General features: G+C 66.0%; 19 protein-coding genes and 1 pseudogene. 16 read left to right on the top strand and 4 right to left on the bottom strand.

Going from position 1 to position 25751, the window contains the following annotated elements:
- The first annotated feature begins 3 nt into the window (after nucleotides 1–3).
- From uca to BTO32_RS10320, 10 genes and pseudogenes are all read left to right on the top strand, one after another.
- Nucleotides 4–3613, top strand: a pseudogene (gene uca / locus BTO32_RS10275) (urea carboxylase).
- 394 nt (nucleotides 3614–4007) lie between these two features.
- On the top strand, nucleotides 4008–4724 hold the full coding sequence (locus tag BTO32_RS10280) for a GntR family transcriptional regulator (RefSeq protein WP_076724554.1): 717 nt from the start codon (nucleotides 4008–4010) through the stop codon (nucleotides 4722–4724).
- A gap of 398 nt (nucleotides 4725–5122) precedes the next feature.
- A complete protein-coding gene (locus BTO32_RS10285) occupies nucleotides 5123–5392 on the top strand; it encodes a ComEA family DNA-binding protein (protein WP_076724555.1) in 270 nt (89 codons plus the stop codon).
- Nucleotides 5393–5514: 122 nt separating this feature from the next.
- Nucleotides 5515–6282 carry a (Fe-S)-binding protein gene (locus BTO32_RS10290; RefSeq protein ID WP_076724556.1) on the top strand — a complete coding sequence of 256 codons (768 nt, stop codon included), beginning with the start codon at nucleotides 5515–5517 and terminating at the stop codon, nucleotides 6280–6282.
- A 156-nt stretch (nucleotides 6283–6438) separates the two neighbouring features.
- Nucleotides 6439–7353 carry an ABC transporter ATP-binding protein gene (locus tag BTO32_RS10295; RefSeq protein WP_076724557.1) on the top strand — a complete coding sequence of 305 codons (915 nt, stop codon included), beginning with the start codon at nucleotides 6439–6441 and terminating at the stop codon, nucleotides 7351–7353.
- Nucleotides 7346–10225 carry a DUF4350 domain-containing protein gene (locus BTO32_RS10300; protein WP_076724558.1) on the top strand — a complete coding sequence of 960 codons (2880 nt, stop codon included), beginning with the start codon at nucleotides 7346–7348 and terminating at the stop codon, nucleotides 10223–10225. The genes BTO32_RS10295 and BTO32_RS10300 overlap by 8 nt, the downstream gene beginning before the upstream one ends.
- Nucleotides 10225–10833, top strand: coding sequence for a DUF4340 domain-containing protein (locus BTO32_RS10305; RefSeq protein ID WP_076724559.1), 609 nt, complete (start codon nucleotides 10225–10227; stop codon nucleotides 10831–10833). The genes BTO32_RS10300 and BTO32_RS10305 overlap by 1 nt, the downstream gene beginning before the upstream one ends.
- 122 nt (nucleotides 10834–10955) lie before the next feature.
- Nucleotides 10956–12383, top strand: coding sequence for a LutB/LldF family L-lactate oxidation iron-sulfur protein (locus BTO32_RS10310; RefSeq protein ID WP_076724560.1), 1428 nt, complete (start codon nucleotides 10956–10958; stop codon nucleotides 12381–12383).
- A complete protein-coding gene (locus BTO32_RS10315) occupies nucleotides 12380–13033 on the top strand; it encodes a LutC/YkgG family protein (RefSeq protein ID WP_076724561.1) in 654 nt (217 codons plus the stop codon). The genes BTO32_RS10310 and BTO32_RS10315 overlap by 4 nt, the downstream gene beginning before the upstream one ends.
- Nucleotides 13030–13950 (top strand): EamA family transporter, encoded by a 921-nt coding sequence (locus BTO32_RS10320; RefSeq protein WP_076724562.1) that lies wholly within the window; start codon nucleotides 13030–13032, stop codon nucleotides 13948–13950. Before BTO32_RS10315 ends, BTO32_RS10320 begins: the two co-directional genes overlap by 4 nt.
- Before the next feature lie 10 nt (nucleotides 13951–13960).
- Here the strand turns inward: BTO32_RS10320 and gloA are convergent, their stop codons facing one another.
- On the bottom strand, nucleotides 13961–14512 hold the full coding sequence (gene gloA / locus BTO32_RS10325; RefSeq protein WP_076724563.1) for a lactoylglutathione lyase: 552 nt from the start codon (nucleotides 14510–14512) through the stop codon (nucleotides 13961–13963).
- Between the two features lie 68 nt (nucleotides 14513–14580).
- Between gloA and BTO32_RS10330 the strand changes: the two genes are divergently transcribed.
- The 5 genes from BTO32_RS10330 (at nucleotide 14581) to BTO32_RS10350 (ending at nucleotide 20780) form a co-directional block, all read left to right on the top strand.
- A complete protein-coding gene (locus BTO32_RS10330) occupies nucleotides 14581–15258 on the top strand; it encodes a GntR family transcriptional regulator (RefSeq protein ID WP_076724564.1) in 678 nt (225 codons plus the stop codon).
- A gap of 126 nt (nucleotides 15259–15384) precedes the next feature.
- The gene (locus BTO32_RS10335; protein ID WP_076724565.1) at nucleotides 15385–16380 is read left to right on the top strand and encodes a DUF6160 family protein; all 996 of its coding nucleotides are present in this window, start codon (nucleotides 15385–15387) and stop codon (nucleotides 16378–16380) included.
- 73 nt (nucleotides 16381–16453) lie between these two features.
- Entirely contained in the window at nucleotides 16454–17512 is a 1059-nt protein-coding gene (locus tag BTO32_RS10340) for a lysylphosphatidylglycerol synthase transmembrane domain-containing protein (protein WP_076724566.1), read from the top strand.
- Complete coding sequence (locus BTO32_RS10345) at nucleotides 17509–19770, top strand: glycosyltransferase (RefSeq protein WP_076724567.1); 2262 nt, start codon at nucleotides 17509–17511, stop codon at nucleotides 19768–19770. The genes BTO32_RS10340 and BTO32_RS10345 overlap by 4 nt, the downstream gene beginning before the upstream one ends.
- 62 nt (nucleotides 19771–19832) lie before the next feature.
- Nucleotides 19833–20780 (top strand): YbgA family protein, encoded by a 948-nt coding sequence (locus BTO32_RS10350; protein WP_076724568.1) that lies wholly within the window; start codon nucleotides 19833–19835, stop codon nucleotides 20778–20780.
- Nucleotides 20781–20794: 14 nt separating this feature from the next.
- Here the strand turns inward: BTO32_RS10350 and BTO32_RS10355 are convergent, their stop codons facing one another.
- Both BTO32_RS10355 and trhO read right to left on the bottom strand, forming a co-directional pair.
- Nucleotides 20795–21526, bottom strand: a complete 732-nt coding sequence (locus tag BTO32_RS10355; RefSeq protein ID WP_076724569.1) for a DUF481 domain-containing protein — start codon at nucleotides 21524–21526, stop codon at nucleotides 20795–20797.
- Nucleotides 21527–21555: 29 nt separating this feature from the next.
- Nucleotides 21556–22575 carry an oxygen-dependent tRNA uridine(34) hydroxylase TrhO gene (trhO, locus tag BTO32_RS10360; RefSeq protein ID WP_076724570.1) on the bottom strand — a complete coding sequence of 340 codons (1020 nt, stop codon included), beginning with the start codon at nucleotides 22573–22575 and terminating at the stop codon, nucleotides 21556–21558.
- Nucleotides 22576–22768: 193 nt separating this feature from the next.
- Between trhO and BTO32_RS10365 the strand changes: the two genes are divergently transcribed.
- On the top strand, nucleotides 22769–23737 hold the full coding sequence (locus BTO32_RS10365) for an NAD(P)H-dependent flavin oxidoreductase (protein WP_076724571.1): 969 nt from the start codon (nucleotides 22769–22771) through the stop codon (nucleotides 23735–23737).
- Here the strand turns inward: BTO32_RS10365 and BTO32_RS10370 are convergent.
- Nucleotides 23734–25677, bottom strand: a complete 1944-nt coding sequence (locus BTO32_RS10370) for a methyl-accepting chemotaxis protein (RefSeq protein ID WP_076724572.1) — start codon at nucleotides 25675–25677, stop codon at nucleotides 23734–23736. The genes BTO32_RS10365 and BTO32_RS10370 overlap by 4 nt on opposite strands.
- Nucleotides 25678–25751: the final 74 nt, after the last annotated feature.

Genomic DNA, 25751 nt, shown 5'->3' on the forward strand with positions numbered 1-25751 from the left:
ATCATGTTTAGCAAAGTCCTGATCGCCAACCGCGGCGAAATTGCGGTCCGCACCATTCGCACCCTCAAGGCCATGGGCGTTGGCAGCGTGGCTGTCTATTCCCACCAGGATCGCCATAGCCTGCACGTGACCCTGGCCGATGAATCCGTGGCCCTGACCGGCAACGGGGCCAGCGAAACCTACCTCGACAAGGCCCAGATTCTTTCCGCCGCCAGGCACACCGGCGCCGAGGCGATCATTCCGGGGTATGGCTTTCTCTCCGAGAACGCCGATTTCGCCGAGGCCTGCGAGGCCGATGGCATTGCCTTTATTGGCCCCACGCCCGAGCAGATGCGCGAGTTCGGCCTGAAGCACCGGGCCCGGGAACTGGCGGAAGCCGCTGGCGTGCCCCTGGCCCCGGGCAGCGGCCTGCTGGACAGCCTGGAGGAAGCCCTGCAAACCGCTGAGCGCCTGGGCTACCCGGTGATGTTGAAAAGCACCGCCGGCGGTGGCGGCATCGGCCTCACCCGCTGTAACAGCGAAAGCGAGTTACGGGATGCCTTTGAAACCGTGCGCCGCCAGGGCCAGAGCTTCTTCAACGACAGCGGGGTGTTCCTGGAGCGCTTCATCGCCCAGGCTCGCCATGTGGAAGTGCAGATCTTCGGCGATGGCACCGGCAATGTGCTCGCTGCAGCGCCGGAACCAGAAGGTGGTGGAGGAAACCCCGGCCCCCAACCTGCCGGCCGCCACCCGCCAGAAGATGCTGGATGCCGCCGTTTCCCTCGGGCAGTCGGTGAACTACCGTTCCGCTGGCACCGTGGAGTACATCTACGACGCCGACCGGGACGAGTTCTACTTCCTGGAAGTGAATACCCGCTTACAGGTAGAGCATCCGGTCACCGAGTCGGTCACCGGTCTGGATCTGATCGAATGGATGCTGAAAATCGCCGCCGGCGAAAGCCCGGACCTGGCCGACTTCGAGCCGAAACTGAACGGTGCGTCCATGGAAGTGCGCATCTACGCGGAAGACCCGCTGAAGGATTTCCAGCCCTCCCCAGGTGAGCTGACCGACGTGCACTGGCCGGAAGACGGCGTGCGGGTGGACACCTGGGTGGAGAACGGCAGCGAAGTCTCCGCCCACTACGACCCGATGATTGCCAAGCTGATTGTGCACGGCAAAGACCGGCACGACGCGCTGACCAAACTGAAAGCCGCCCTGGCGGAAACCCGGCTGATGGGCATTGCCACCAACCTGGATTACCTGCGCCAGGTAGTCGCCCAGCAGAGCTTTGCTGATGGCATTGTCTCCACCCGCGCCCTGGAGAGCTTCCAGTTCAAACCCTCCGTGGCCGAAGTGGTCAAACCCGGCACCTACACCACCGTGCAGGATTATCCGGGCCGCGTGGGTTACTGGAACATCGGCGTGCCACCCAGTGGCCCCATGGACGACTACGCCTTCCGCATTGCCAACCGCATCGTCGGAAACCACACCGAAGCCGCCGGCCTCGAAGCCACCCTCATCGGCCCCAGCCTGAAGTTCCACAAGGACTCGGTGGTTGCCCTCACCGGCGCGCTCACGGATGCCACTCTGGACGACAAGCCGGTGGAATTCTGGAAACCCATCACCGTGAAAGCCGGCCAGGTTCTGGCGGTGGGCAAGGCCATCAAGGGCTGCCGAACCTATCTCGCCGTGCGCGGCGGCTTTGATGTGCCTGTGTACCTGGGTAGCCGCTCCACCTTCGCCCTCGGCCAGTTCGGCGGCCACGGCGGCAGGCCCCTGCGCCCCGGCGACATGCTCGGCATCAGCCAGATTGACCTGCCAGCCTGCACCACCCCGGCGCCGACCCATGATCCCGCGCCGGCGGACCCGGACCTCATTCCGGATTACCCGGACCACTGGGAAATCGGCGTGCTCTATGGCCCCCACGGCGCGCCGGATTTCTTCACCGAGAAGTCCATCGAAAAGTTCTTCGAGCAGGACTGGGAGGTGCACTACAACTCCAACCGCCTGGGCATCCGCCTGAACGGACCCAAGCCCGAGTTCACCCGGGCCGACGGCGGCGAAGCGGGCCTGCACCCCTCGAACATCCACGACTGCGAATACGCCATCGGCTCCATCAACTTCACCGGCGACATGCCCGTGATTCTCACCAAGGACGGCCCCAGCCTCGGCGGCTTTGTGTGTCCGGTGACCATCGCCAAGGCGGAGCTGTGGAAGGTGGGCCAGGTGAAACCCGGCGATACCATCCGGTTCGTGGCCATTGATAACGACACCGCTGTGAAGCTCTCCGAGCGCCAGGAACTGGCCATCAAGAGCCTGATGGCGCCGCCGATGGTCGACCTGGTGAAGCCAGACCTTGAACCGGTGAACGGCCTCTCCGCCACCATCCTGGCGCACCTGGAGGAGACCGACGGCCGTCCGGAAGTCACCTACCGCCAGGCCGGCGACCAGTACCTCCTGCTGGAATACGGCCCCAACGTAATGGACTTGGGCTTCCGCCTGCGCATCCACGCCCTGATGGAAGCCATTGCCGACGTGCAACCCAACGGCCTGCTGGAACTCTCCCCCGGCGTGCGCTCCCTGCAACTGAGGTACGACGCGATGATTCTCACGCAGGAAGCACTGATGACCTACCTGCTGGACCTGGAAGCAACCCTGCCACCCACGGATGAGCTGAAAGTGCGCAGCCGGGTGATTCATCTGCCCATGGCCTTCGAAGACAGCGCCACCCTGGAAGCGGTGAACAAATACCGCCAGTCCGTGCGCGACACAGCCCCGTGGTTGCCCAACAACGTCGACTTCATGCAACGCATCAACGGCCTGCCCAGCCGAGAGACGGTACGCGACATCCTGTTCTCGGCAAGGTACCTGGTGCTGGGCCTGGGCGATGTCTACCTGGGCGCCCCCTGCGCCGTGCCCCTGGACCCACGGCACCGCATGCTCACCTCCAAGTACAACCCGGCCCGCACCTACACGGCCGAGGGCACCGTGGGCATTGGCGGCGTATACATGTGCATCTACGGCATGGACTCCCCCGGCGGTTACCAGCTGGTGGGACGGACCCTGCCAATCTGGAACAAGTACCTGAAGAACCCCCAGTTCGCCGAAGGCGCGCCCTGGCTGCTGCGGTTCTTCGACCAGGTGTGCTACTACCCGGTGACCGAAGCCGAACTGGACGAGATGCGCGACCAGTTTCGCGCCGGCCAGTTGACGGTGAAAATCGAGGAAGAAACCTTCGACCTCAAATCCCACCAGGCCTTCCTGGACGCCAACGCCGACTCCATCGCCGAGTTCCGCGAACTGCAGCAGGCGGCCTATGCTAAAGAGGTGGCCCTGTGGAAAGACAGCGAAGCCGCGGAACTGGACAAACTCGCCAAGGAACCGCCCACACCGGACGTGTCTGACCTGGCGAAATTCGGCGAACTGGTCAGCACGGAGATTGCCGGCAACATCTGGAAATGCCTGGTGAAACCCGGGGACACCGTGGCCGAGGGTGATCCGTTGGTGATCGTGGAGGCTATGAAGATGGAGTTCGAGATAAACGCGACGCAAGCCGGCGAGATCAGTGCCGTGCATGTGGAGCCTGGCAAGGCGGTTACGCCTGGGGAGCCTCTGTTGAGCATCAAGGTTTGAGGCCTTGGAGTCTGACCTCTTTGGCCGCGGACTCTGGGGGTGGCGCCGATGGGGGTAGGCGGTTTGAGGAAAAGAAGGGTTTGTGTGGGCTTAAGCTTCTCCTCCTCTCGCATTCACTCTCCAATACGACGGACGGCCCTGGTTCATCGCCCGCGAGGGCGAAGAGGAGTAAACGGCAAAGACCATTAGTCTTCTCCGTTGGCAGGCATTGGGAGTCGGGACGACTGGTGGGGTGCGGGTTTCAAAAGTGTGAGCAGCAGGGATGCTGCGATCAAGCCCCCATGGATGGGTTTACGGCGTCTTTTGAAACCCGCACCCCACCAGCCGGCCCAGAGGCCAAACACCAAGCGAGCGGACCAAACCAAGAGGCCATCCGCCAACTAAGGGCAAGAGAATGGCAACAAACACCAAAAGAAAAGAGTCCATGGCCGACCGGGTTTACGAAGCCCTGAAGGACGACATCTTCGAGTTCCGGCTGCTGCCGGGTGACAAGTTCAGCGAGGGCGACCTGGGCGCCCGCCTGAACGCCAGCCGCACGCCGGTGCGGGAAGCCCTGTACCGGTTGCAGCGGGAAGGCTACGTCGAGGTGCTGTTCCGCAGCGGCTGGCGGGTCAAGCCCTTCGATTTCCGCCAGGTGGAGGAGCTGTACGACCTGCGGGTCACCCTGGAGCGGGAGGCCATGCACAAGATCTGCGCCCTGCCGGAGGAACCGCTGGCCCTGCGCACGCTGACCGCCATCTGGAACCCCGACCACCCCTCCGAACGGGCCGTGGGCAGCACCGCCCGGGCCCTGGACGAAAGCTTCCACTGCGACCTGGTCGCCGCCGCCGGCAACCGGGAGATGACCCGCATCCACCGGGAGATCACCGACCGGCTGCGCATCATCCGCCGCCTGGATTTCAGCCGCGAGGACCGGGTGGAAGCCACCTACGTGGAGCACGCGCAGATTCTCGAGGCGCTGCGCGCTGGCCATGCCCAGGACGCGGCCGAGCGGCTGACCCGACACATCCGCGCCAGCCAGGCGGCGGTCCGGGAGATCACCATTGAGCGCATCCGCGAGGCCGCCGAGGCCCACCGCCGCGGGCAAGAAATTGCCCAGGAGAGCCCGTGAACCGGCGCCTGCCGGGAACTTACAAACCGGTAGGAAATGTCTTACAACAGCCCTGGGGAATCTCCGGTTCTGTACAAAATGAACATGGATAGAATGACGACTGTCAGGGATGACAAGCCAGCAGGGAACGTTGGCTCACGGATGAACACTCCAGGGATGGGAGTGACCCACGGAATGGGTTGTCAGGGACGATTGCAAGGATGATGCGCTCAGGACGAGCCACCGCCTGAAGGACCAGGCAGGGGTCAGCCACGGAATACGAGGATGACACGGACGGTCATCCTCTTCCGTGCACGCCCCTCCCCCTTTTGCCTTTCACCCCCTGTGACGTGAACGTACCCGCCGCCGGCTGCCACCCGGCCATCGCACAACGACCTCACTCAGTCACAGGAGCTGTCATGACACGTACCCCCGTTCTCGCAACCCTGGTGTTGCTGTTCACACTGATCACCGGCCTGGCCCACGCCCAGGACGCCACCGTCAACATCAACACCGCGGACGTCGCCACCCTCGCCAGCCTCGACGGCATCGGCGAAAGCAAGGCCCGGGCGATCATCGAATACCGCGAGGCCCACGGCCCGTTCGCCAGCCCCGACGACCTGGCCAAGGTCAAGGGCATCGGCACCCGCACCGTCGAGAAGAACGCGCAGAGGCTGACCGTCCAGTAGTCCCTCGCTATCCCCTCGCGGCGGCCCCCGGCCGCCGCCTTCCCCAAAGGTCGCCTGGCAACTGTGGCGCCGCCCTCGTATCATTTCCGGAAAACAACATCCGATCTCAGGGCCTCGGCACTATGGTTGATCCGATCAAGGTATATCCCCCCAAACCCGCCAAGGTGTACTACTTCGGCACCTGTCTGATTGACCTCTTCTACCCGGACGCGGGCATCGCCGGCGTCGAGTTGCTGGAGCGGCAGGGCATCGAGGTGATCTTTCCCCAGGGCCAGACCTGCTGCGGCCAGCCGGCCTACACCTCCGGCTACCATGACGAAGCCCGGGCGGTGGCGCGCGCACAACTGTCGCTGTTTCCGGAGGACTGGCCCATCGTGGTGCCGTCCGGCTCCTGCGGCGGCATGATGCGCAGGCACTACCCCGACCTGTTCCGGGACACACCGGACCAGGCCCTGGCCGAATCGGTGGCGGCCCGGGTGTTCGAACTGACCGACTTCCTGCTGAACGTCTGCCACATCCGGCTGGAAGACAAAGGCGAGCCGGTCACCGTCGCCCTGCACACCTCCTGCTCCGCCCGACGCGAGATGGGCGTGGCCGGTGTCGGCCCGGCGCTGCTGGGGCAGCTGCGCAACGTCACCCTGGTGGAACAGGCCCGGGCGGAGGAGTGCTGCGGCTTCGGCGGCACCTTCGCCGTGCGCCACCCGGAAATCTCCGCCGCCATGGTCAGCGAGAAGGTGGACACCCTTGTGGAGGCCGGTGCCAATACCTTCGTCACCACCGATTGCGGCTGCCTGATGAACATCGCCGGTTACGCCGAGAAAAACGGCCGGCCCCTGAACGGCGAGCACATTCTTTCCTTCCTGAACCGCCGCACCCGCGACCGGTCCTGAGCGACGCCGCCTTACCGAATTGTAACGCTCGGGGGCCCCGCCCCCGCTTGAAGCCCCCCGGCGCCGCCCCTACGTTCTGGATCGGGCACACCCCCTGTGTCCGCGGACCAACCGTTTCGGTAGAAAAAGAACACAACACCAGAGCGGAGTATTCCCATGATCCAGGTGGAAAACCTGACTCGCCGCTATGGCGATTTCACCGCGGTGGATAACGTGTCGTTCTCCATCGGTTCCGGTGAGGTGGTGGGGTTGCTGGGCCACAACGGCGCCGGCAAGACCACCATCATGAAAATGCTCACCGGTTATCTGGAACCCACCTCGGGCTCCATTCGGGTCGACGACCTGAGCCTTGGCCCCGACACCCGCCGAATCCAGTCCCGGATCGGCTACCTGCCGGAAAACTGCCCGGTATGGCCGGAAATGACGGTCATCGACTTCCTCCACTACCAAGCGGCCCTGCATGGTATCCCGGAGGCGGAACGGAACCGGGCCGTGGCCAGGGCCATCACGAGGACCGACCTCAAGGCCAAGGCCACCAGCGACATCCAGACGCTGTCCCGGGGTTACAGACAGCGGGTCGGCGTCGCCCAGGCCATCCTCCACGAACCGGACATTGTCATCCTCGACGAACCCACCAACGGATTGGACCCCACCCAGATTCACCAGATGCGCTCTCTGATCCGCGAGCTGGCGAAAACCTCCACCGTCATCGTTTCCACCCACATTCTCCAGGAAGTCCAGGCCGTGTGTGACCGGGTCCTGATCATGCGGGCCGGGCAACTGGTGGTGGACAAACGCCTGGACGAACTGCGCGAGAGCGACCGCGTACGCCTGGTGACCGGCGCCGACGCCCGGCCGGCGCTGGCCCGGATCGAGCGCATCGACAGTGTCGAACCGGTCGGCGATCACGACGGCCGGTTCGAATACCGACTGCGGGCGGAGGAGCAGGTGCTGCCCCACATCGCCAGCGAGCTGGTGGCCGCGAACGTGCCCATTCTGGCGCTGACGCCGGAACACCGGGATCTGGAACGGGTGTTTGCCGAAGTGAACGGGGAGGTGGAACATGGCTGAGATACTGAGCATTGCCCGCAAGGAGTTCCGGGGCTTCTTCGCCTCGCCCGCCGCCTACCTGTTCCTGGCGCTGTTCGCCGCCGCCTGCCTGTTTGTGTTCTTCTGGGGCGAGGCCTTCTTTGCCCGCAACGTGGCGGATCTGGAGCCCCTGTTCGACTGGCTGCCGCTGCTGCTGATTTTTCTGATCGCCGCCCTGACCATGCGCAGCTGGTCCGAGGAGCGCCGCGCCGGCACCCTGGAAAGCCTGCTGACCTCGCCGGTGAGCCTGTGGCAGCTGGTGCTGGGCAAGTTCCTGGCCGCCCTGGGCCTGCTTTGCATCGCCCTGCTTCTGACCCTGCCGCTGCCGGTCACCGTGGCCCTGCTCGGCCCCCTGGACGGTGGCCCAGTCCTGGGCGGCTACCTCGCCACCCTGTGCCTGGGCGCGGCGTACATCGCCATCGGCCTGTTCACCTCCAGCCGCACCGACAACCCCATCGTCGCGCTGATGGTGACGGTACTGATCTGCGGCCTGTTCTACCTGATCGGCTCCAGTCTGATCACCGGCCTGGCCGGCTATCACCTGGGGCAGTTTCTGGAACTGCTGGGCACCGGCAGCCGCTTCGATGCCATCAGCCGGGGCGTTTTGGACCTGCGGGACATTTACTACTACCTGTCCCTGACCGGCGTCTTCCTGGTGCTGAATGTGCACACCCTGGAAACCCTGCGCTGGCGGGGTAACCCGGTCTCCCGGCCACTGCGCCACTGGAACGCGGTGACGGCGCTGGCGGTGGTCAACCTGCTGGCCGCCAACCTGTGGCTGTATCCGTTGCAGTCCATCCGTCTGGACCTGACCGAGAACCACCTGTACACCCTGTCCGAGGCCACCACCCAGACCCTGGCGGAGCTGGACGAGCCGCTGCGCATCCACGGCTACTTCTCCGAGAAGACCCACCCGCTGCTGGCACCGCTGGTTCCCCGCCTGCAAAGCCTGCTGGAGGAATACCAAGTCCGGGGCGGCGGTAACCTCCGGGTCGAGTTCGTGGACCCGACCCGGGACAAGGAGGCGGAGGAAACCGCCGCCCGCCGCTACGGCATCCAGCCGGTGCCGTTCCAGACCGCCAGCCGCTATGAGTCGGCCATCGTCAACTCCTACTTCGACGTGGTCATTGCCTACGGCGACGATTACGAGAAGCTGGGCTTCCGCGACCTGATCGAAGTGAAATCCACCGGCGAGGGCGATCTCAAGGTGGCCCTGAAGAACCCGGAATACGAGATCACCCGGGCCATCCATCGGCTGGTGCGCAGTTACCGCTCGGGCGCCGACACCTTCGCCGCCATCCACCAGCCGGTCACCCTGCACGCCTGGGTTTCTCCGAAAGCCAAGCTGCCGGAGGAGCTCCAGTCCCTGCGGGACGATCTGGACGCCGTCGTTGGCGAGCTCAAGGACAAGGCCGGCGACCAGCTCAGCGTCGAGTTCCAGGACCCGGACGCCGGTGACGGTGAACTGGCTCGGACGCTGTATGACGACTACGGCTTCAGCCCCCTGCTGGCCAGCCTGCTGGACCCACAGCCATTCTGGTTCCACCTGATGCTGGAAAGCGGTGACAGCCAGGTCCAAGTGCCGCTGCCGGCGACTCTGGACCGGGACAGCCTGCGCCAGTCCTTCGACGACGCCCTCAAGCGACTGGTCCCCGGCGCCCTCAAGACCATTGCCCTGGTCGCGCCCGATGGCCCGCGCTTCCAGGGGTCCGGCTACAACGCGCTGGTGCGCAGCCTGGAGGAAAACGCCCGGGTCGAACGCACCGACCTGGCCGACGGCCGGGTGCCGGCCGGCACCGACCTGCTGCTGGTCATGAATCCGACGGGCCTGGACCAGAAGGCGGTGTTCGCCATCGACCAGTTCCTGATGCGTGGCGGCCGGGTGGTGATGGCGGCGTCGCCGTACCAGGTCAGCCTGGGCCAGAGCCTGACCGCCCGCCGCCAGGACACCGGCCTGGAGTCCTGGCTGCAACACCTGGGCGTGACCCTGGAGCCGTCGCTGGTGCTGGATCCGATGAGTGCCGCGCTGCCGGTTCCCAGCACCCGGGTCGTGGGCGGCCTCACCTTCCGGGAAATCCAGATGCTGCCCTATCCGTTTTTCGCGGACCTGCGGGACGACCAGCTGAACCGGGACCACCCGATCACCGCGGGCCTGCAGCAGATGATCGTCAGCTGGGCCTCGCCGATCACACTGGATGAGGAAAAGACCGGCGACCTCAAGGTCACCCGGCTGATGGAAACATCCGGACGCAGCTGGACCCAGGACAGCGCCGAGGTACTGCCAGACTTTGAACGCTATCCGTCCCAGGGCTTCGACAGCCCCGAGGCACGGTCGCCGCAGCTGGTGGCGGTCGCCCTGGAGGGCGAGTTCACCTCGGCGTTCGCCGACCAGGATTCACCGCTGCTCGCCGGGGACGCCCTGAAGGGCGACACGCCGGCGGAGGACACCCAGGAGGACACCCAGGAGGACGACCACCCGGCGGTCACCGCCTCCAGCGTCATCCGCAAGTCGCCGGAGTCCGCCCGGCTGGTGCTGGTCAGCAGCAGCTCGTTCGCCTCCGACACCATGCTCGACCTGATCACCCAGAGCCTGGGTACCGTCTACACCCAGCCGGTGGCCTTCATCCAGAACGCCGTCGACTGGTCCCTGGAGGACCCGGCCCTGCTGGCGCTGCGCGGCCAGTCCCGCTACGCCCGCACCCTGGCGCCGCTGACCCGTCAGCAGCAACGGGGCTGGGAGTATGCCAACTACGGCCTGGCCCTGCTCGGCCTGGCCCTGATCTGGCTGTGGCGCCGTTACATCCGCGCCCGTGACCAGCGTCGTTATCAGAAGATCCTTGCGGAGGTGGCGTGATGAAACGAAACCTGACCCTGCTGTCCATCGTGCTGGCGCTGCAACTGGCCCTCGCCGGGCTGGTCTGGAGCACCCAGGCGGCCACCCCGGCCGCCAGTCACGCGCCCCTGCTGCCGGACGTCGACAAGGCCACCGAAATCACCCTGGTGGATCCGGACGACGGCAGCCTGACCCTGCGTCGGGTGGATGGTCAATGGCAGCTTGACGACGGCCAGAAGGCCGACGCCGACACCGTGGCCCAGCTGCTGGACCGGCTGGCGGCGTTGAAGGAAAGCTTCCCGGTGGCCCGCACCGAGGACGCCCGCGCCCGCTTCAAAGTGGCGGATGACCATTTCCGCCGCAAAGTGATCCTGCGCGACGGCGACCGGCCCCTGGCCACTCTGCTGGTCGGCTCCGCTCCGGCCATGGGGGAAAGCCACGTGCGCCTGGCAGACACCGACCCCATCTACCGGGTGGCGCTGCCGGTGTACGACCTGCCGGTGACCGCCGACCACTGGCGCGCCCGGGAACCGAAGCCGGCCGAGGCTGCCGACACGGACACCGGCGAGGCTGAGGACCCGCCTGCCCAGGCCGGTGCCGCCAGCCAGAATTCGCCCGAGGGCGAATGACCTGTCGGGGTGGTGCCCGGGGCGCCACCCCAGCCCTGCCCCGGGTGGCGGAAAGTCGTGTGGACAGACGTGCCCGGGCGCCGTAAGGTGAAGCCAAAAAACGACGACCGAGAACGGCAGCCATGACCACGCACCCGCCACACTCCGACGCCCGCCATTTCCACGAACGCGCCCACGCCGCCATCCACGACCCGAAGATCCGCCAGAATTTCCGGCGTGCCATGGACGGGTTGATGAGCAAACGCAAAGCCGCCTTCGACGGCTGGGACCTGGAGGCCCTGCGAACCCTCGGCGCCCACATTCGTCTGCGGGCACTGGCCCACCTGCCCGAACTGCTGGAGCAGCTGGAACGCAGGCTGACCGAAAACGGCATCCAGGTGCACTGGGCCGTGGACGGCGACGAGGCCTGCCGGATCGTGCGCGACATCTGCGTGGCCCGGGGCGCGAAGCGCGTCATCAAGGGCAAGTCCATGGTGTCCGAGGAAATGGAGCTCAACCATTACCTGGCACAGGAGGGCATCGAAGCCCTGGAGTCCGACCTGGGCGAGTACATCGTGCAGCTGGCGGACGAGACGCCGTCACACATCATCATGCCCGCCATTCACAAGAACACCGGCGAGATCTCGGAGCTGATGCACGAGAAAACCGGCACCGAGCGCTCCCACGATGTGGAATACCTCACCGCCGCCGCCCGCCAACAATTGCGCGAGAAGTTCATGAACGCCGATGTCGGCCTCTCCGGCGTCAACTTCGCGGTGGCGGAAACCGGCACCCTGTGCCTGGTGGAGAACGAGGGCAACGGCCGCATGACCACCACGGTGCCGCCCTGCCACATTGCCGTCACCGGCATCGAGAAAGTGGTGCCCAGCCTGGCGGACGTGTCCGCGTTGCTGGCGCTGTTGACCCGTTCCGCCACCGGCCAGCACATCACCACCTATTTCAACCTGATTTCCGGCCCCCGCAAGCCCGGCGAGCTGGACGGCCCGGAAGAGGTACACCTGGTGCTGGTGGACAACGGCCGCTCCGCCATCTACCAGGACGACGAACTGGCCGACACCCTGCGCTGCATCCGCTGTGGCGCCTGCATGAACCATTGCCCGGTGTATACCCGGGTGGGCGGCCACACCTACGGCACCACCTACCCCGGCCCGATCGGCAAGATCCTGATGCCTCACCTGATCGGCCTGGACGAGGGCCGGCACCTGCCCACCGCCTCCAGCCTCTGCGGCGCCTGCGGCGAAGTGTGCCCGGTCCGGATCCCGATTCCGGACCTGCTGGTGCGCCTGCGCCGCGAGTCGGTGGACGGAGACCGCCTGCACCCGGCCCGTGTCCCCGGCCACGGCGCCAAGCGCGGCGCCACCGAGGCCCTGATCTGGAAAGGCTGGTCCTGGCTGCACGCCCGCCCCGGCCTGTACCGGCTTGGGACCGCCGTCGCCGCTCGCCTGCGCCGGCTGCAGCCAAACCGGGCCGGCGCCTGGACCGACTACCGCACCGCGCCGAAACTGGCGGCCAAGACTTTGCACCAACGCATGAAGGAGCGCGCACAGTGAGTTCCCGGGACATCATTCTGCAACGGCTTCGGCAACGCACCGGCGGCCCCCGCACCGTGCCCGAGTGCGATTTCTCGGTGCTGCAACGCCCGGACTGGAGCACCGCCGAGCGGATCGACCGGTTCCGGCGGGCCATCGAATCCGTGCACGGCGAAGTGCACCTGTGCCGGGAAACCGACTGGGTCGACCGGCTGGCCGGTCTGCTCCGGGCACGGGGGGCCCGCAACCTGCTGCTGGGCAGGAATCACCCGGTCAGCGAGGCGGTCCGTGCGTCCACACACCCGGACCTGCCGCCGCTCAGGGTATACGACCGGCCCATCGAGCAATGGCAGCCGGAGCTGTTCAACGACGTAGACGCGGGCCTGACCAGTACCCGCGGTGGCATCGCCGAGACCGGCTCGCTGATTCTCTGGCCGACGCCGGACGAACCCCGGCTGCTGAGCCTGGTACCGCCCATCCATGTGGCCGTGCTCTACGCCTCGGAACTCTACCCCACGCTGTACGACGCCATGCACGCCCAGGCCTGGGCCGCTGGCATGCCCACCAACGCTCTGCTAATCTCCGGGCCCTCGAAGACCGCGGACATCGAGCAGACCCTCGCCTACGGTGTCCACGGCCCCAAGGAACTGATCGTACTGGTTGTGGAATGATCCGAGGCGCTCTGATGATCGCCCTGGCCGCCCTGCTCTGGGCGACCACGGGCATCGTGGCCAAATCCCTGTTCACCGGCACCGAACTGCAACCCCTGGCCCTGGGTTTCCTGCGCCTGGTGGTGGCGCTGCCGTTTTTCTGGCTGCTGATGCAACGCGAACGCCGGCGTCAGGGCCGCACCGTGCGCTGGCGGCGGGGCCGGCTGCTGCCCCTGGCCGCCCTGGGGCTGTTCCAGGCGTTCTATCAGGGCAGCTACCTGCTGGCGGTGGACCTCACCGGTGCCGGCATCGCCACCCTGATCGCCCTGTGCCTGCCGCCGGTGCTGGTGGCCCTCCTGGCGGCACCGCTGCTGGGCGAAAAGCCAAGCCTGCTGACCGTGCTGGCGCTGTTCGCCGCCATCGCCGGCACCGCCATGCTGGTGCTCAGCGACATGGACACCAGCGGTACCCTGCGCCTGTCCGGCCTGCTGATGGCGCTGCTGGCGGCCATGGTGTACACCGGCTTCACCTTGACCAGCCGCTACAGCTCCACCGACACACCGGTCTTTACCACCGCCTTCGTGTGTTTCCTGACGGCGGCCCTGATCCTGCTGCCGGTGGTGGTGCTCAGCGGCGGCTTCGACGGACTGCGCAGCCTGTCCCTGCGGCACGGGCTGATGGTGGTGTACATCGGAGTGGTGCCCACTTGCATCGGCTATGTGCTGTTCTTCTCGGGGATGAAAACGACGCCGGCCACGCTGTCGAGCATCATCGTGACCCTGGAGCCGCTGTTCGTGGCGCTGCTGGCGTGGCTGATCCTGGGGGAAGTGCTGGGGCCGGTGGGCATTGCCGGGGCCCTGATTCTCACCGTGGCGGTGGTGGTGGCGTCCCGGTACGGAGGGCCGTCGGCCGCCGGTACCGTCTCCGGCGGCGACTGAGGGCGGCGCGTCAGGCGCCGGCCTTGCGCTGTTTTTCCATCATGTCCGGCTGCAGAATCTCGATCCAGTAGCCGTCCGGGTCCCGGATGAACGCCAGCCCCTTCATCTTGCCGTCGTCCGGTTTCTTCACGAAATCCACGCCCAGCGCCTCGAACCGCTCGCAGGCTGCGTAAACATCGGGCACGGCGATGCCGATGTGGCCATACCCACGGGGCTCCTCGTTGCCGTTGTGGTAGGCGAAGTCCGCGTCGTCCTCGGTTCCCCAGTTGTGGGTCAGTTCCAGCATCGCCTCGCGGCCGAAGGTGTAGGTGGTGCGGTGGCCGTCGTCGCTGGGCACCTGCTGGGCCTGCCGGTCATCCAGATAACCGAGGAAGTAGAGGGTGAACTTCATTTCCGGGAAGTCCAGCTTGCGGATCAGGCGCATGCCCAGGACCCGGGTGTAGAAGTCCAGGGAGCGGGCGGGGTCCTTGATGCGCACCATGGTCTGGTTGAACACGAACCCCTCGGTCTCGGGCACGGGGTCCTGGTACAGGCCGGGGGCCTCCTCGAAATGCCTGGGCATGATAAGCTCCTTCTGACTGTCTGACTTCACGTTTTCTATACCTGTGTGCATTGGCGGGGATTTCAAGTATGGAGTTTCAGGTGCCCAACACCCTGGCGGAACAGATCGCCAACTACCTGGCCGACCGCATCATGACCGGCCAGATCCGCCCGGGCGAGCGCATCCAGGAGGCACCGCTGGCGGCGCAGCTGAACGTCAGCCGGGCTTCGGTCAAGGAGGCCCTGTACACCTTGGAACGCTGGCACCTGGTCGCCATCACCCCGCGCAAGGGGGCCGCCGCCACTCATCTGGACGCCGAGCACGCCGCCGAACTCTACGATGTCTACATGCACCTGCTGCTGATGCTCGCCACCCGCCTGTGCGAACGCTGGCGCGAGGCCGACCGGCCCGGGCTGCTGGCGGCCGTGGCCCGGGCCACCGAGCGGATGGCGCGGCCGGACGCGGACATCGCAGCGGTGGTGGCGGCCAGCTTCGAGGTGATGGACGCCTGCTGTCAGGTGGTGGCCAACCCGTACCTGACCGAAGCCCTGGCCAACTTCAAACCGGCGGTCAGCCGGGCCTACTACCTCAGCGCCGACACCTATCGCCAGGGCCTGGAACAGACCCGGCGCTTTTTCCAGCAGCTGCCGGACGCGGTCCTGGCCCGCGACGCCGAACAAGCCCGGCACCTGATCCGGCGCTTCGCCGAACACCAGAAGGCACTGATCCGCCGGGCCTTGGCTTCCGGGGCCAGTGTCGCCTCCTGAGACAGGCTGTGACCCGACGCACAGAACCGTCCCGGCAACCCCGCTACTGTCACATCGTGTAACACTTCCGCAGCCGGGTCCAGGATGTCCCTGCGGGACCACGCAAGAACAACCGGGACAACAACAATGAACCGAGCACCGTACCTCGGGGCGCTGGCGCTGCTGCTCTCCCTGCCCCTGCCCGGCCGGGCCGAACTTCGGGCCCTGGACGATCCGGGCCTTGCCGAAATTACCGGCCAGGGCGGCGTCACTCTGGAGCTGGAAACCCGCCTGACCCTGGACCGGCTCACCTGGACCGACGAGGGCGCCCTGAGCGTCAACGGCCTGAGGCTGTCCGGCCCGGGCGACACCTCGCTGGACAACCTGAAAATCACCGTGGACCTGGCCGGCGATGGCGAGGTACTCAGCCACGGCTTCTCCGAGATTGCCCGGCGGGCGGCGGCCGGCCAGCTGGATACGGCCGACCCGGACGTGGCCGCCGCGCTCGCGGAGTACGCCCTGCCCGGCGGCTTCGGACGCGCCTTCGGCGCCGGCGACTTGGTGCTGCATCTCGGCGCCATCGACTACGGCGATCCGACCCGTCTGGCCGACTTTCTGCGGGCAGTGGACTTCGAACTGGCCATGGACCGCGTCGTCACCGCCGGCACCGAGGGCAACACCGACCTGTTCTCGGACGTGCTGTTGCAGGGCTACCTCGGCCCCACCGACTTGGTGGTGCGCAACCGGGCCAGCCAGACCCGAACCCTGGCCAACGGCAACCAGGTCTCCGGCGCCGAGCTGGAACTGGACACCCACTTCGAGATCAGCGACGGCCACCTGAACTGGGATGCCGCGGACCTGATTCTGCTGTTCAACTTCGCCGCCGTCCGCATCGAGGGTCTGCAGATCCACAACCGCCGGGGCGACGACACCCTCGGCCACTTCGGCATGGCCCACGCCACCGCGAAGCTGTCCCGGGGCACCAGCGCCGTTTCCGGCCACGACGGCCTGTCGGTGCACGAGGTGGAATTCCGGGGCGACATCGACATGCCGGTGTTCAAGGTCGGCGGCACCAGCATCGGTAACGTGCAGTTCACCGACTTCGCCATCACCGACACCACAATGATGGTCTACGGCCACTAGGTGACCGAAGGGTCACTGGACAAGCCCGGGCACCTACCCTGTAAACTGCCCGTCAAACTGTGACGGGCATTCCATGACTGACCGATTCGACACGGAAGGCGGGCGCCGGAGCTCCTGGCGCCGACTGGCGGCCTTTGGCCTGTTGTTTGTGCTGCTGACCAGCGCGGGCCTTTACACCGTTTACCACCGGTTTGCCGGCCGAACCCTGACCTTCGATGACCGGCTGCTGCAACCGGGCACCCTGCTGGCGTTGCTGGCCCTGCTGCTGGTGTATTTCCTGGCGGATGGGCTGCGCCTCCACTTCACCCTGCGCGCCCTCGGTCATCGCCTGCCGTTCCGGGCCATGGTCCGGCTGGTGTTCATCAATCTGTTCGTCTCCAACGTCACCCCCATGGCCACCGGAGGCGGCTTCGCCCAGGTTTGGTACCTGGCCCGCCACGGCGTGCCGGTGGGCCGGGCCACGGCGGCCACCACCATCCGCACCGTGCTGGCGGTGGCGTTCATCTTTTCCCTGACCCCGCTGTTCCTGTTCACCCTCAAGGCCCTGGAACGGACCTCGATCTCACACCAGGTGGGGCTGGCGCTGGCGGTGTTCATCACCCTGTACCTCGGTTTCTTCACCGTGCTGCTGCTGCGTACCCGCTGGCTGGTCACGCCCCTGAGCCGCCTGCTGACCGGCCTGCGCCGGCTGCACCTGATCAGCGCGCGGCGTCATGACCGCTGGCAGTTCAGGTGCCGGCGCGAAGTGCTGCGCTTCGCCGCCAGCTTCCGCGACTATCTGAAAGGCCGGCCCCGGTACGTGCTGCTGTCGATCCTGTGCACCGCCGTTTTCCTGCTGGCGCTGTTCAGCTTTCCGGCGTTGCTGATGCACAGCCTGGGCTATCCGGTGGACTACCTGTCGACCCTGGGGCTGCTGGTGGTCACCACCTTCATCATGTACTTCTCGCCCACGCCGGGCGCCTCGGGCATCTCGGAGGGGGTGTTCGGCAGCTTCTTCCGGGGGCTGCTCTCCGGCAACCACCTGCTGCTGGTCACCTTGGCCTGGCGCTTCCTGACCATCTATCTGGGCATGGTCATCGGCCTGTTCGTTCTGCAACGGGAGCTGACCCGAACGCCAAGGAGAAGCGAATGACGCTCCGCAACCCGCTCAAGCTGCTGTTCTATCTCAGCCTGACGGTGGTCGTACTGCTGGTGGGGTACAAAGCCTACCTCAACCTGTTCCTGGAAGACTTCAGCAGCGTCCACAGCCAGCAGGTGGAGGCCATCTACCAGCGCGTCAAACCCGGCGAGCCGGTCAGCTTCGCGGTGGTCGGCAACATCAACAACTCCATCGGCGTGTTTGAAGATCGCATCGTGCCGGCGCTCAACCGCTCCGGCGTGGATTTCATGGTTTCCGCCGGCAACGCGGTCAGTGGCGGGGGCGAGGACAAGTACCGGGCCCTTTACGGCACCCTGAGTCACTTGGAGATTCCCTACCTGCTGACCTTCGGCCCCCACGAATACGAGGATTTCGGCAGCTTCCGCTTCTACGACCACTTCGGGCCCCATTTCTACAGCGTCCGCACCGGCAATGTTCGCCTGATCTTCCTGGACAGCACCGGCAAGACGCCGTGGCGCTGGCAGATCCGCTGGCTCGACGATCTGCTCAACCAGGACACCAGCAACGCCCGCATCCTGTTCATCGGCCATCCGCCACTCCGGCCACACCAGGACCCGCTGTTCGACCAGGAGGACGACTACCTGCAACCCGCCGCCTTCCGGGACGCCCTGCTCGACACCATTGCCGCCCACGACATCGACCTGGTGTTTTCCGCCAACCTCGCCACCTATTCGGAACAGGCGCGGGGCAGCACCCGTTTCATCACCACCGGCGGCGCCGGTGGCCTGGTGCTGAACAACGACACCAGCTTCTACCACTACGTGCGGGTGGACGTCAGCCCGGACGGCGAGGTCAAACACACCCTGGAGCGACTGCCCATCGGCCAGCATCCGGTGCTCAAGACTCTGGAGAGCCTGTGGTTCTTCATCTATTCCCTGTTCTACACCGGCTATCTGAATTTCCTGCTGCTGGTGGCGGCCTTTACCGCGCTGACCATCAAGCTCTACCAGGTGATCTTCATCGGCCGGGACTACTATCCGGACTACGACCTGGACCCCACCCCCTGGCTGGAACGCCCCCTACGGGTCGCCCTGTTCACCAACAACTACCTGCCGTTCATCGGCGGCGTCCCCATTTCCATCGAACGCCTACGGCGCGGCCTGTCCGGGCTGGGCGACTCGACCCTGGTGGTGGCCCCCAGCTACCGGGATCAGCCTCGGCAGGAGGACCAGGTGCTGCGCGTCCCCTCGCTGCTGGCGATGGGACAGAACCGGGAATTCCGGCTGGCCAACATTTTCCTGGCCCGCATCCGGCACCGGGTCCGGGCCTTCCGCCCCGATCTGATCCACGTCCACCACCCGTTCTGGCTCGGCAGCCTGGGCGTGTTCCTGGCCCGCAGGCTGAAGGTGCCGGTGGTGTACACCTACCACACCCGCCTGGAGCACTACGCCCACTTCGTGCCGCTGCCCGGCCTGCTGTTCCGCAACCTGATTTCCCATGCCCTGATCAAGCGCTTTGCCAATCGCTGTGACGCGGTGATCGTGCCCACCTACTCCACCGAGGAGTACCTGCGCATGATCGGGGTGAAGACGCCCACCTTCGTCCAGCCCACCGGCATCGAGTACCAGCGGTTCCAGTCGGTGGACCCGGCCGAGGTGGACCGGCTGCGGCGGAAGCTCGGCCTGGGCGGGGAACGGGTACTGGTCAGTGTGTCGCGCCTGTCCAATGAAAAGAACATCGATTTCATGATCGAGGCGCTGCACCGCCTGCGTCAGGTCAGCGACCGGCCGTTCCGGTTCCTGATGATCGGCGACGGGCACCAGCGCGAGCGCCTGCAGGCCAGGATTGACCAGCTCGGACTGCAGCGCCAGGTGACCCTGGTGGGTGCCGTGCCGCCGGAGGACATGGCCCTGTGGTACCACCTGGGTGATCTGTTCCTGTTTGCCTCCAAGTCCGAAACTCAGGGCATGGTGATCCTGGAGGCGATGGCCGCCGGCCTGCCGGTGGTGGCGGTGCGTTCCAGCGGCATCGACGACGTGGTGCGCCATGGCTTCAACGGCTTCAAGACACCGGAGAAGCAGGATCTGTGGCTGCGGGAGGTGCAGCGGCTGCTGGAAGACGACGCACTGCGCCAGCGGCTGTCGCGCCAGGCCCTGGCGTTCGCCGCCGACTACTCGGTGGAACAGTTCGCCCGCGATGTCCGGGACATCTACGCCAACACCCTGGCGCTGTGGCAGAAGAAGCGCCAACGGGAAGCCCGGCCGTTTTCACCGGAGCACAGATCCGGCTAGACTGATGACACGTACTCAGCCCAGTACCCACAGACACAACGAATCACACAGGGAGAGATCTCGTGAGCGGCATTCCCGTCGGCATCAGCACCTGCCTGCTGGGCAGGGAGGTTCGCCACGATGGCGGCCACAAGCATTCCCGTTACTGTACGCAGGTGCTGTCCCGGCACTTTGACTTCCACCCGGTCTGCCCCGAGCTGGAGGCCGGCCTCGGCGTGCCCCGGCCGGCCATCCACCTGCGCCGGTTCTCGGACGGCCTCCGGGTGGTCGAAACCCGGGGACAAGCCGACCACACCGACGCCCTGAAGGCCCTGATCGATCGGGTGTTGCCAGACCTGGCCCATCTGCGCGGCTACATCCTGATGGCCAAGTCCCCCTCCTGCGGCATGGAACGGATCAAGGTGCACAACGAGCAGGGGCAACTGCTGAATCGGGACGGCCGGGGCCTGTTCGCCGACGCCCTGATGCGCGCCTACCCGCTGATGCCGGTGGAGGAGGAAGGACGGCTGCACGACAGTGGCCTGCGCGAGAATTTCATCGAACGGGTGTTCGCCTATGACGACTGGCTGCAAAACGTGGCCGGCGACCGGCTCAGCCCCCAGGCACTGATCGAATTCCACAGCCGCCACAAGTTCCAGCTGCTGGCGCACTCGGAGCCGATCTACCGGCAGCTGGGGCCGCTGCTCGCGGACCTTCGGTCGGCGCCGCTGGAGGACATCGCCCGGCGGTACATCGAGGGCTTCATGACGGCGATGCGCCAACCCGTCAGCCGCGGCTCCCACGTGAACGCCATGCTGCACCTGCTGGGTTACCTGAAAGGTTCGATGCCGGCGGAGGACAAGCAGGTTCTGCTGGAGCAGCTGGACGCCTACCGGCGCGGTGAGGTGCCGCTGGTGGTGCCCATGACCCTGCTGCGCCTGGCGCAGCGCCGGGAACCGGTGGACTACCTGCACATTCAGAAATACCTGGCCCCCTACCCGGACGAGCTGGGGCTCAGGAACCACGTTTGAGCCCCGGCGGGGGGTCAGAATCCGTACAGCAGGGACAGCGACGTTTCGGTATCGGTCTTTTCCGTGCCCTCGGGTGCGTCCGAGACGTGTTTCACCCGGAACGCCGCCTTCATCGACAGGGTACCGACGATGGTGGCCTGCAGTGCCGTTTCCGACTGGCTGATGGTGTTGTGCTCGTCCAGCCCGACTTCCGTGCTCAGCTTCTGGCGGAACAGGGCGGACTCGGACAGGGCGTAATCGAACTGCGCCGCCAGCCGGGCAATGGCCTCCTTCTCGACATCATCACCCTCGTCGTTGGCGTCCTGCAGCTTGTTGTAGCGGTAACCCAGACCGCCGGACAGGTCCAGAAACGAACGTTCCCCCAGCTGCCAAACCCGCTGGCCATAACCGGTGCTGACGGACGACTCGTAGTCGTAGCCGGAGAAGCGGTCATCCTCGTAGGCGCCGCGCACGAACCAGTAGCGTTCATCGTCGAACTTGTAGTCGGTTTCCAGCGCCGCCTGGTACTCCTCGGCGGAAGTCTCGCCGTCCGACTTGGTGTACTTGGACTTGAAATCGCCGGAGTGACGCCAGGCCTCGGTTTCCCGCACCAGCCCGAGGCGCCCGTTCATCTGGGTTTCCTCGGTGTTGCCGGAGCTGATCAGCACCCCCAGTTCGGCTTCCCCTTTCCAGTTTTCGCTTTCCTGAGCCTGAGCCATGGGCGCCAAGGCCAGACACGCAATCACCAGTGGTTTCCTGATCACCATGGTTACTCCTCGCTTGCTTGCTGGGTTGATCAATGGTCCTCCCGTGTCCGGGCCGGCTCTCCCGCCTGGCTGCGCCGTGCCTGAGCCTTCCGCTGCGCCTGTTTGCGGGCCTTGCGCTCGGCGATGGCCCGGGCGGCCTCGCCCCCCACGTGCGCCTCGCCCCGTGCCCGGGCCAGCCGCATCTGGCGCTCACGCTCACGGAACCGCGCCTTGCGCGCCTCGGACAGGTCGTCGATGCACCGGTGGCAGCTGACCCCTCGCTCGTATTCCGGTCGCTGCTTGTCGGCCTCTGTGATCGGTCGGCGGCAGGCATGGCACAGGTCATAGTTTCCCCGGGCCAGGCGGTGGTTGACGGTGACCCGGTCGTCGAAGACAAAGCACTCACCTTGCCACAAACTCTGGCTCTCCGGCACTGTCTCCAAATAGTTCAGAATGCCGCCCCGAAGGTGGTAAACCTCCTCGAACCCCCGGGACTTGAGGTAGGCGGTGGATTTTTCACAGCGGATGCCGCCGGTACAGAACATGGCCACCTTACGGTGCCGGGCGGGGTCCAGGTTCCGCTGCACGTATTCCGGAAATTCGCGGAAGCTGTCCGTGTCCGGGCTGACGGCGTTGCGGAAGGTGCCGACGTCCACCTCGTAGCGGTTGCGGGTGTCGATCACCAGCACCTCGGGGTCGGAAATCAAATCGTTCCAGTCCGACGGCTCAACGTAAGTTCCCACCACATGCCGGGGGTCGATCCCGGCCACGCCGAGGGTGACGATCTCGTTCTTAAGCTTGACCTTGGTGCGCTTGAACGGCTGGATGTCCGCCAGGGACTCCTTGTAGTCGATGCCGTCGAAACGGCCGTCGTCCGCCAGCCAGGCCTTGACTGCGTCGATGCCGTCGCGGGGGCCGGCGATGGTGCCGTTGATGCCTTCCCGGGCCAGCAGCAGCGTGCCGCGCACGCCGTTCCCCTGCATCAGGTCCAGCAACGGCTGGCGCAGTGTCCGGAAATCGTTCAGGACTGCGAACGTGTAGAGTGCGCAGACAACGGTGTTTTCACTCATCGATATGCTCCTGCCGGCCGGATCGCAAATCCGGAGCCTGGGTTCGGGGTGTGTATGATTTGACCATGGGGGGCGCAGAGTGTACCCCACGGGGCCACCGGTGCAAGTGACCCGACCAACCGTTTGCAGGGCCCGCCGGTCAAGGTAAGATCCCGGGACACGCCCATTCCCAACAAGAACGAAAGGACACGCCATGCCCCTCCCCCCACCACTCGTCGATCGTCTGGCCTTGCCGCTGGTTGCCGCCCCCATGTTCCTGATCTCCGGCCCCGAACTGGCGCTGGCCTGCTGCCGGCAGGGCATCGTCGGCAGCTTTCCGGCCCTCAACCAGCGCACCAGCGAGGGGTTTGAAGCCTGGCTGATTCAGATGAACGAAACCCTGGCACGGGAGCACCGGCAACACCCCGGCGCGGTGCAAGCCCCCTGGGCGGTCAACCTGGTGGTGCACCGCACCAACCCTCGCTGGCAAACCGACCTGGCCCTGTGCGTAAAACACCGGGTGCCCATCGTAATCACGTCCCTGGGCGCGGCCAGCCAAGTGGTGGACGCGGTGCACGGGTACGGCGGCCTGGTGTTCCACGACGTCACCACCCTCAAGCATGCGCGCAAGGCGGCCGAGGCCGGTGTCGACGGCATCATCGCGGTGGCTGCCGGCGCTGGCGGCCATGCCGGCACCCTCAACCCCTTCGTACTGGCCCATGAGATCCGCTCGGTGTTCGACGGCACCCTGCTGCTGGCCGGGGGCCTGAGCCACGGCGAGGATATCCTGGCCGCCCAGGCCCTGGGCGCGGATCTGGTCTACATGGGCACCCGCTTCATCAACACCCTGGAATCCCAGGCCGAGGACGCCTACCGGAACATGATCATCGAGGCGGAGTCCACCGACATCATCCACACCCCGGCGGTGTCCGGGGTGCCCGCCAGTTTCCTGCGCCAGAGCCTGGAGGCGGCCGGCTATCCCATGGACAAACTGCACCAGGCCGGCGAGGTGAACTACGGCGAAAAGCTCAAACCACTGGCGGACGAGGCCAAGGCCTGGAAAACGGTGTGGTCGGCGGGCCAGGGCGTCAGCCAGATCCACGACGTGCTCAGTGTCGCGGACCTGGTGAGCCGGCTGAGCCGGGAATACCGGGCGGCCCGGGCCCGACTCTGCCAGGGCTAGACCCGGAACTGCGAGGTCTTGGCCTTCAGGGTGGTCAGCAGCTCGCCAATGGCCTTGCTGCCCCGGTCCGAGTGCTCGATGGCCTCGGCCGCCTCTTCCGAGGAGCGGGCGATCTCGTCGACGCTGGTGCTGACCCGAGTGGCGTTGCGGCCTTCCGCCTCGGCGACCGAGGCAATGGCCAGCGCCCGTTCCTGCAGCTGCGACAGCAGCTGATTGATCTGTTCAAAGTGCTCGTCGGCCTTGCGGAATTCCGACGTGGACTCGGCGATGCGGTCGGAGACCTGGTTGATCACCCGCACCACTTCCTGGCTGCCCTGCTGCAGCCGCTCGATGATGCCCTGAATCTCGGTGGTGGAATCCTGGGTGCGGCTGGCCAGGGTACGCACCTCGTCAGCGACCACGGCGAAGCCGCGCCCGGACTCGCCGGCCCGGGCCGCCTCGATGGCGGCGTTCAGCGCCAGTAGGTTGGTCTGTTCGGCGATGGCGCCGATCACCGACAGCACCGACTCGATCTCCTGGCTACGGGCATCCAGGTTGCTGACCACGGCGACCGCCTGTTCCACATCCTTCACCACCTGCTCCAGACGATGCCGGACTTCCCGGGACAGGCCCGCCGTCGCCTCGCTTTCAGCGCTGACGGTGCGAACCGAGCCGGCCACGTCCTGAATGTTGTCGGCCACCTCAGAGATGCTGCCGGACATCGCGGCCATGGTTTCGGACACCTCCGCCACTTCCTGTTTCTGCCGTTTCACCGAAGCGACCGCGCGGCGGCTCAGATCACCCTGCTCGTTGGCCTGACTGGCCGAAGCTTCGGCCGTGGCCTGAACGTCCGACACCAGTTCCTGAATGCGGGCGATGAAACGGTTCATGCCCCGGGCCATCTCGGTCAGTTCATCCTTGCCCTGCAACGACACCCGGCGGGTGAGATCCGCCTCGCCATCGGCAATCCCCCAGATGGCACGGTTCAGCCGCAGCACCCGGGGCAGCACCCCGCCGCCAAGCACCGCCGCCACCAGCAGGATCAACACCAGGATGGAGCCGACCGCCAGCCAGGACAGGGTACTGGACAGGTTCCGGGCTTCCGCCTCCAGTGCCTGCTCGGTTTCGGCAATCCGATCCCGGGCCACGCCATCCATGCTCGCCAGCTGCTGCTGCAGACGCTGGTTGACCTGTTCGGTCTCCGCGTCCAAGGTGTTGCGCAGCGCGTTGATGCTGTTTTCGATGGTGGCGCTGAACTCCTGCTCCAGGGTTTCCAGGTCGCGGTTGATGCCTTCCAACGACAGTCCCAGCTTCAGTTGTCCGATGGACGAACCCTGGGGCTTGATGTCGGCGGTCACGATCACCACGTTGGGATCCCGGGCGGCCGCATCCAGCACCCGACTGGCCGCACCATGGCCTTCGCCCTGTTCCATCAGGGTGCGTACCCTGGGGTCGGAGCGGTCGACGTAGCGGGTCATCCGCTCGCCGTACTGGTCGAAGTAGACGGCAAACAGCACCGACTCCCGGGCGTCCGCCAGTTCCACCAAGTCGGTGAGGCGGGGGATGTCGCGGTCCCAGATCAGCGGCGCCGCCACCGACGCGAGCACGTCCGCCAAGCCCTGGGCTTCCGCCAGCACCGCCGCCCGGACGTTGGCGGCGATGCGCTGGCGCTGGTCGGTCTGCTGCCGGGTCAGTTCCTCCGCCAGCTCGGCGGTGGTCTGCTCCCGCATGGCCTGCAACCGGGCCCGGACATCCTCGCGGGTCTCGCCGAACGAGTCGCTCATCTGCCGGCCGCTGCTCTCCAACGCACTCCCAGCGGCGGCCACCAAGGTGTCGACCTGGCGGGCGATCAGCCACTGGCTGACCACCACCTGCAACACACCGGCCACCACCAGGATCAGGAACACCGGCCTCAGCAGGCGGCTGGCCAACACTTTCTTCATGAACAGGCTCGTGTTCATAGACTCTCCATCAACAAGGCGTTACAGGCTCTCCCTGCCCATATCGACAGCTTCCCAAGCCATGTCTTGGAAGA

Source organism: Marinobacter lutaoensis, assembly GCF_001981305.1.
Lineage (GTDB): Bacteria > Pseudomonadota > Gammaproteobacteria > Pseudomonadales > Oleiphilaceae > Marinobacter > Marinobacter lutaoensis.

Coding starts and splice junctions, on each gene's coding strand:
- BTO32_RS10280 (WP_076724554.1), top strand. CDS start 4,008: ATGGCAACAAACACCAAAAGAAAAGAGTCCATGGCCGACCGGGTTTAC.
- BTO32_RS10285 (WP_076724555.1), top strand. CDS start 5,123: ATGACACGTACCCCCGTTCTCGCAACCCTGGTGTTGCTGTTCACACTG.
- BTO32_RS10290 (WP_076724556.1), top strand. CDS start 5,515: ATGGTTGATCCGATCAAGGTATATCCCCCCAAACCCGCCAAGGTGTAC.
- BTO32_RS10295 (WP_076724557.1), top strand. CDS start 6,439: ATGATCCAGGTGGAAAACCTGACTCGCCGCTATGGCGATTTCACCGCG.
- BTO32_RS10300 (WP_076724558.1), top strand. CDS start 7,346: ATGGCTGAGATACTGAGCATTGCCCGCAAGGAGTTCCGGGGCTTCTTC.
- BTO32_RS10305 (WP_076724559.1), top strand. CDS start 10,225: ATGAAACGAAACCTGACCCTGCTGTCCATCGTGCTGGCGCTGCAACTG.
- BTO32_RS10310 (WP_076724560.1), top strand. CDS start 10,956: ATGACCACGCACCCGCCACACTCCGACGCCCGCCATTTCCACGAACGC.
- BTO32_RS10320 (WP_076724562.1), top strand. CDS start 13,030: ATGATCCGAGGCGCTCTGATGATCGCCCTGGCCGCCCTGCTCTGGGCG.
- gloA (WP_076724563.1), bottom strand. CDS start 14,512: ATGCCCAGGCATTTCGAGGAGGCCCCCGGCCTGTACCAGGACCCCGTG.
- BTO32_RS10330 (WP_076724564.1), top strand. CDS start 14,581: ATGGAGTTTCAGGTGCCCAACACCCTGGCGGAACAGATCGCCAACTAC.
- BTO32_RS10335 (WP_076724565.1), top strand. CDS start 15,385: ATGAACCGAGCACCGTACCTCGGGGCGCTGGCGCTGCTGCTCTCCCTG.
- BTO32_RS10340 (WP_076724566.1), top strand. CDS start 16,454: ATGACTGACCGATTCGACACGGAAGGCGGGCGCCGGAGCTCCTGGCGC.
- BTO32_RS10345 (WP_076724567.1), top strand. CDS start 17,509: ATGACGCTCCGCAACCCGCTCAAGCTGCTGTTCTATCTCAGCCTGACG.
- BTO32_RS10355 (WP_076724569.1), bottom strand. CDS start 21,526: ATGGTGATCAGGAAACCACTGGTGATTGCGTGTCTGGCCTTGGCGCCC.
- trhO (WP_076724570.1), bottom strand. CDS start 22,575: ATGAGTGAAAACACCGTTGTCTGCGCACTCTACACGTTCGCAGTCCTG.
- BTO32_RS10365 (WP_076724571.1), top strand. CDS start 22,769: ATGCCCCTCCCCCCACCACTCGTCGATCGTCTGGCCTTGCCGCTGGTT.
- BTO32_RS10370 (WP_076724572.1), bottom strand. CDS start 25,677: ATGAACACGAGCCTGTTCATGAAGAAAGTGTTGGCCAGCCGCCTGCTG.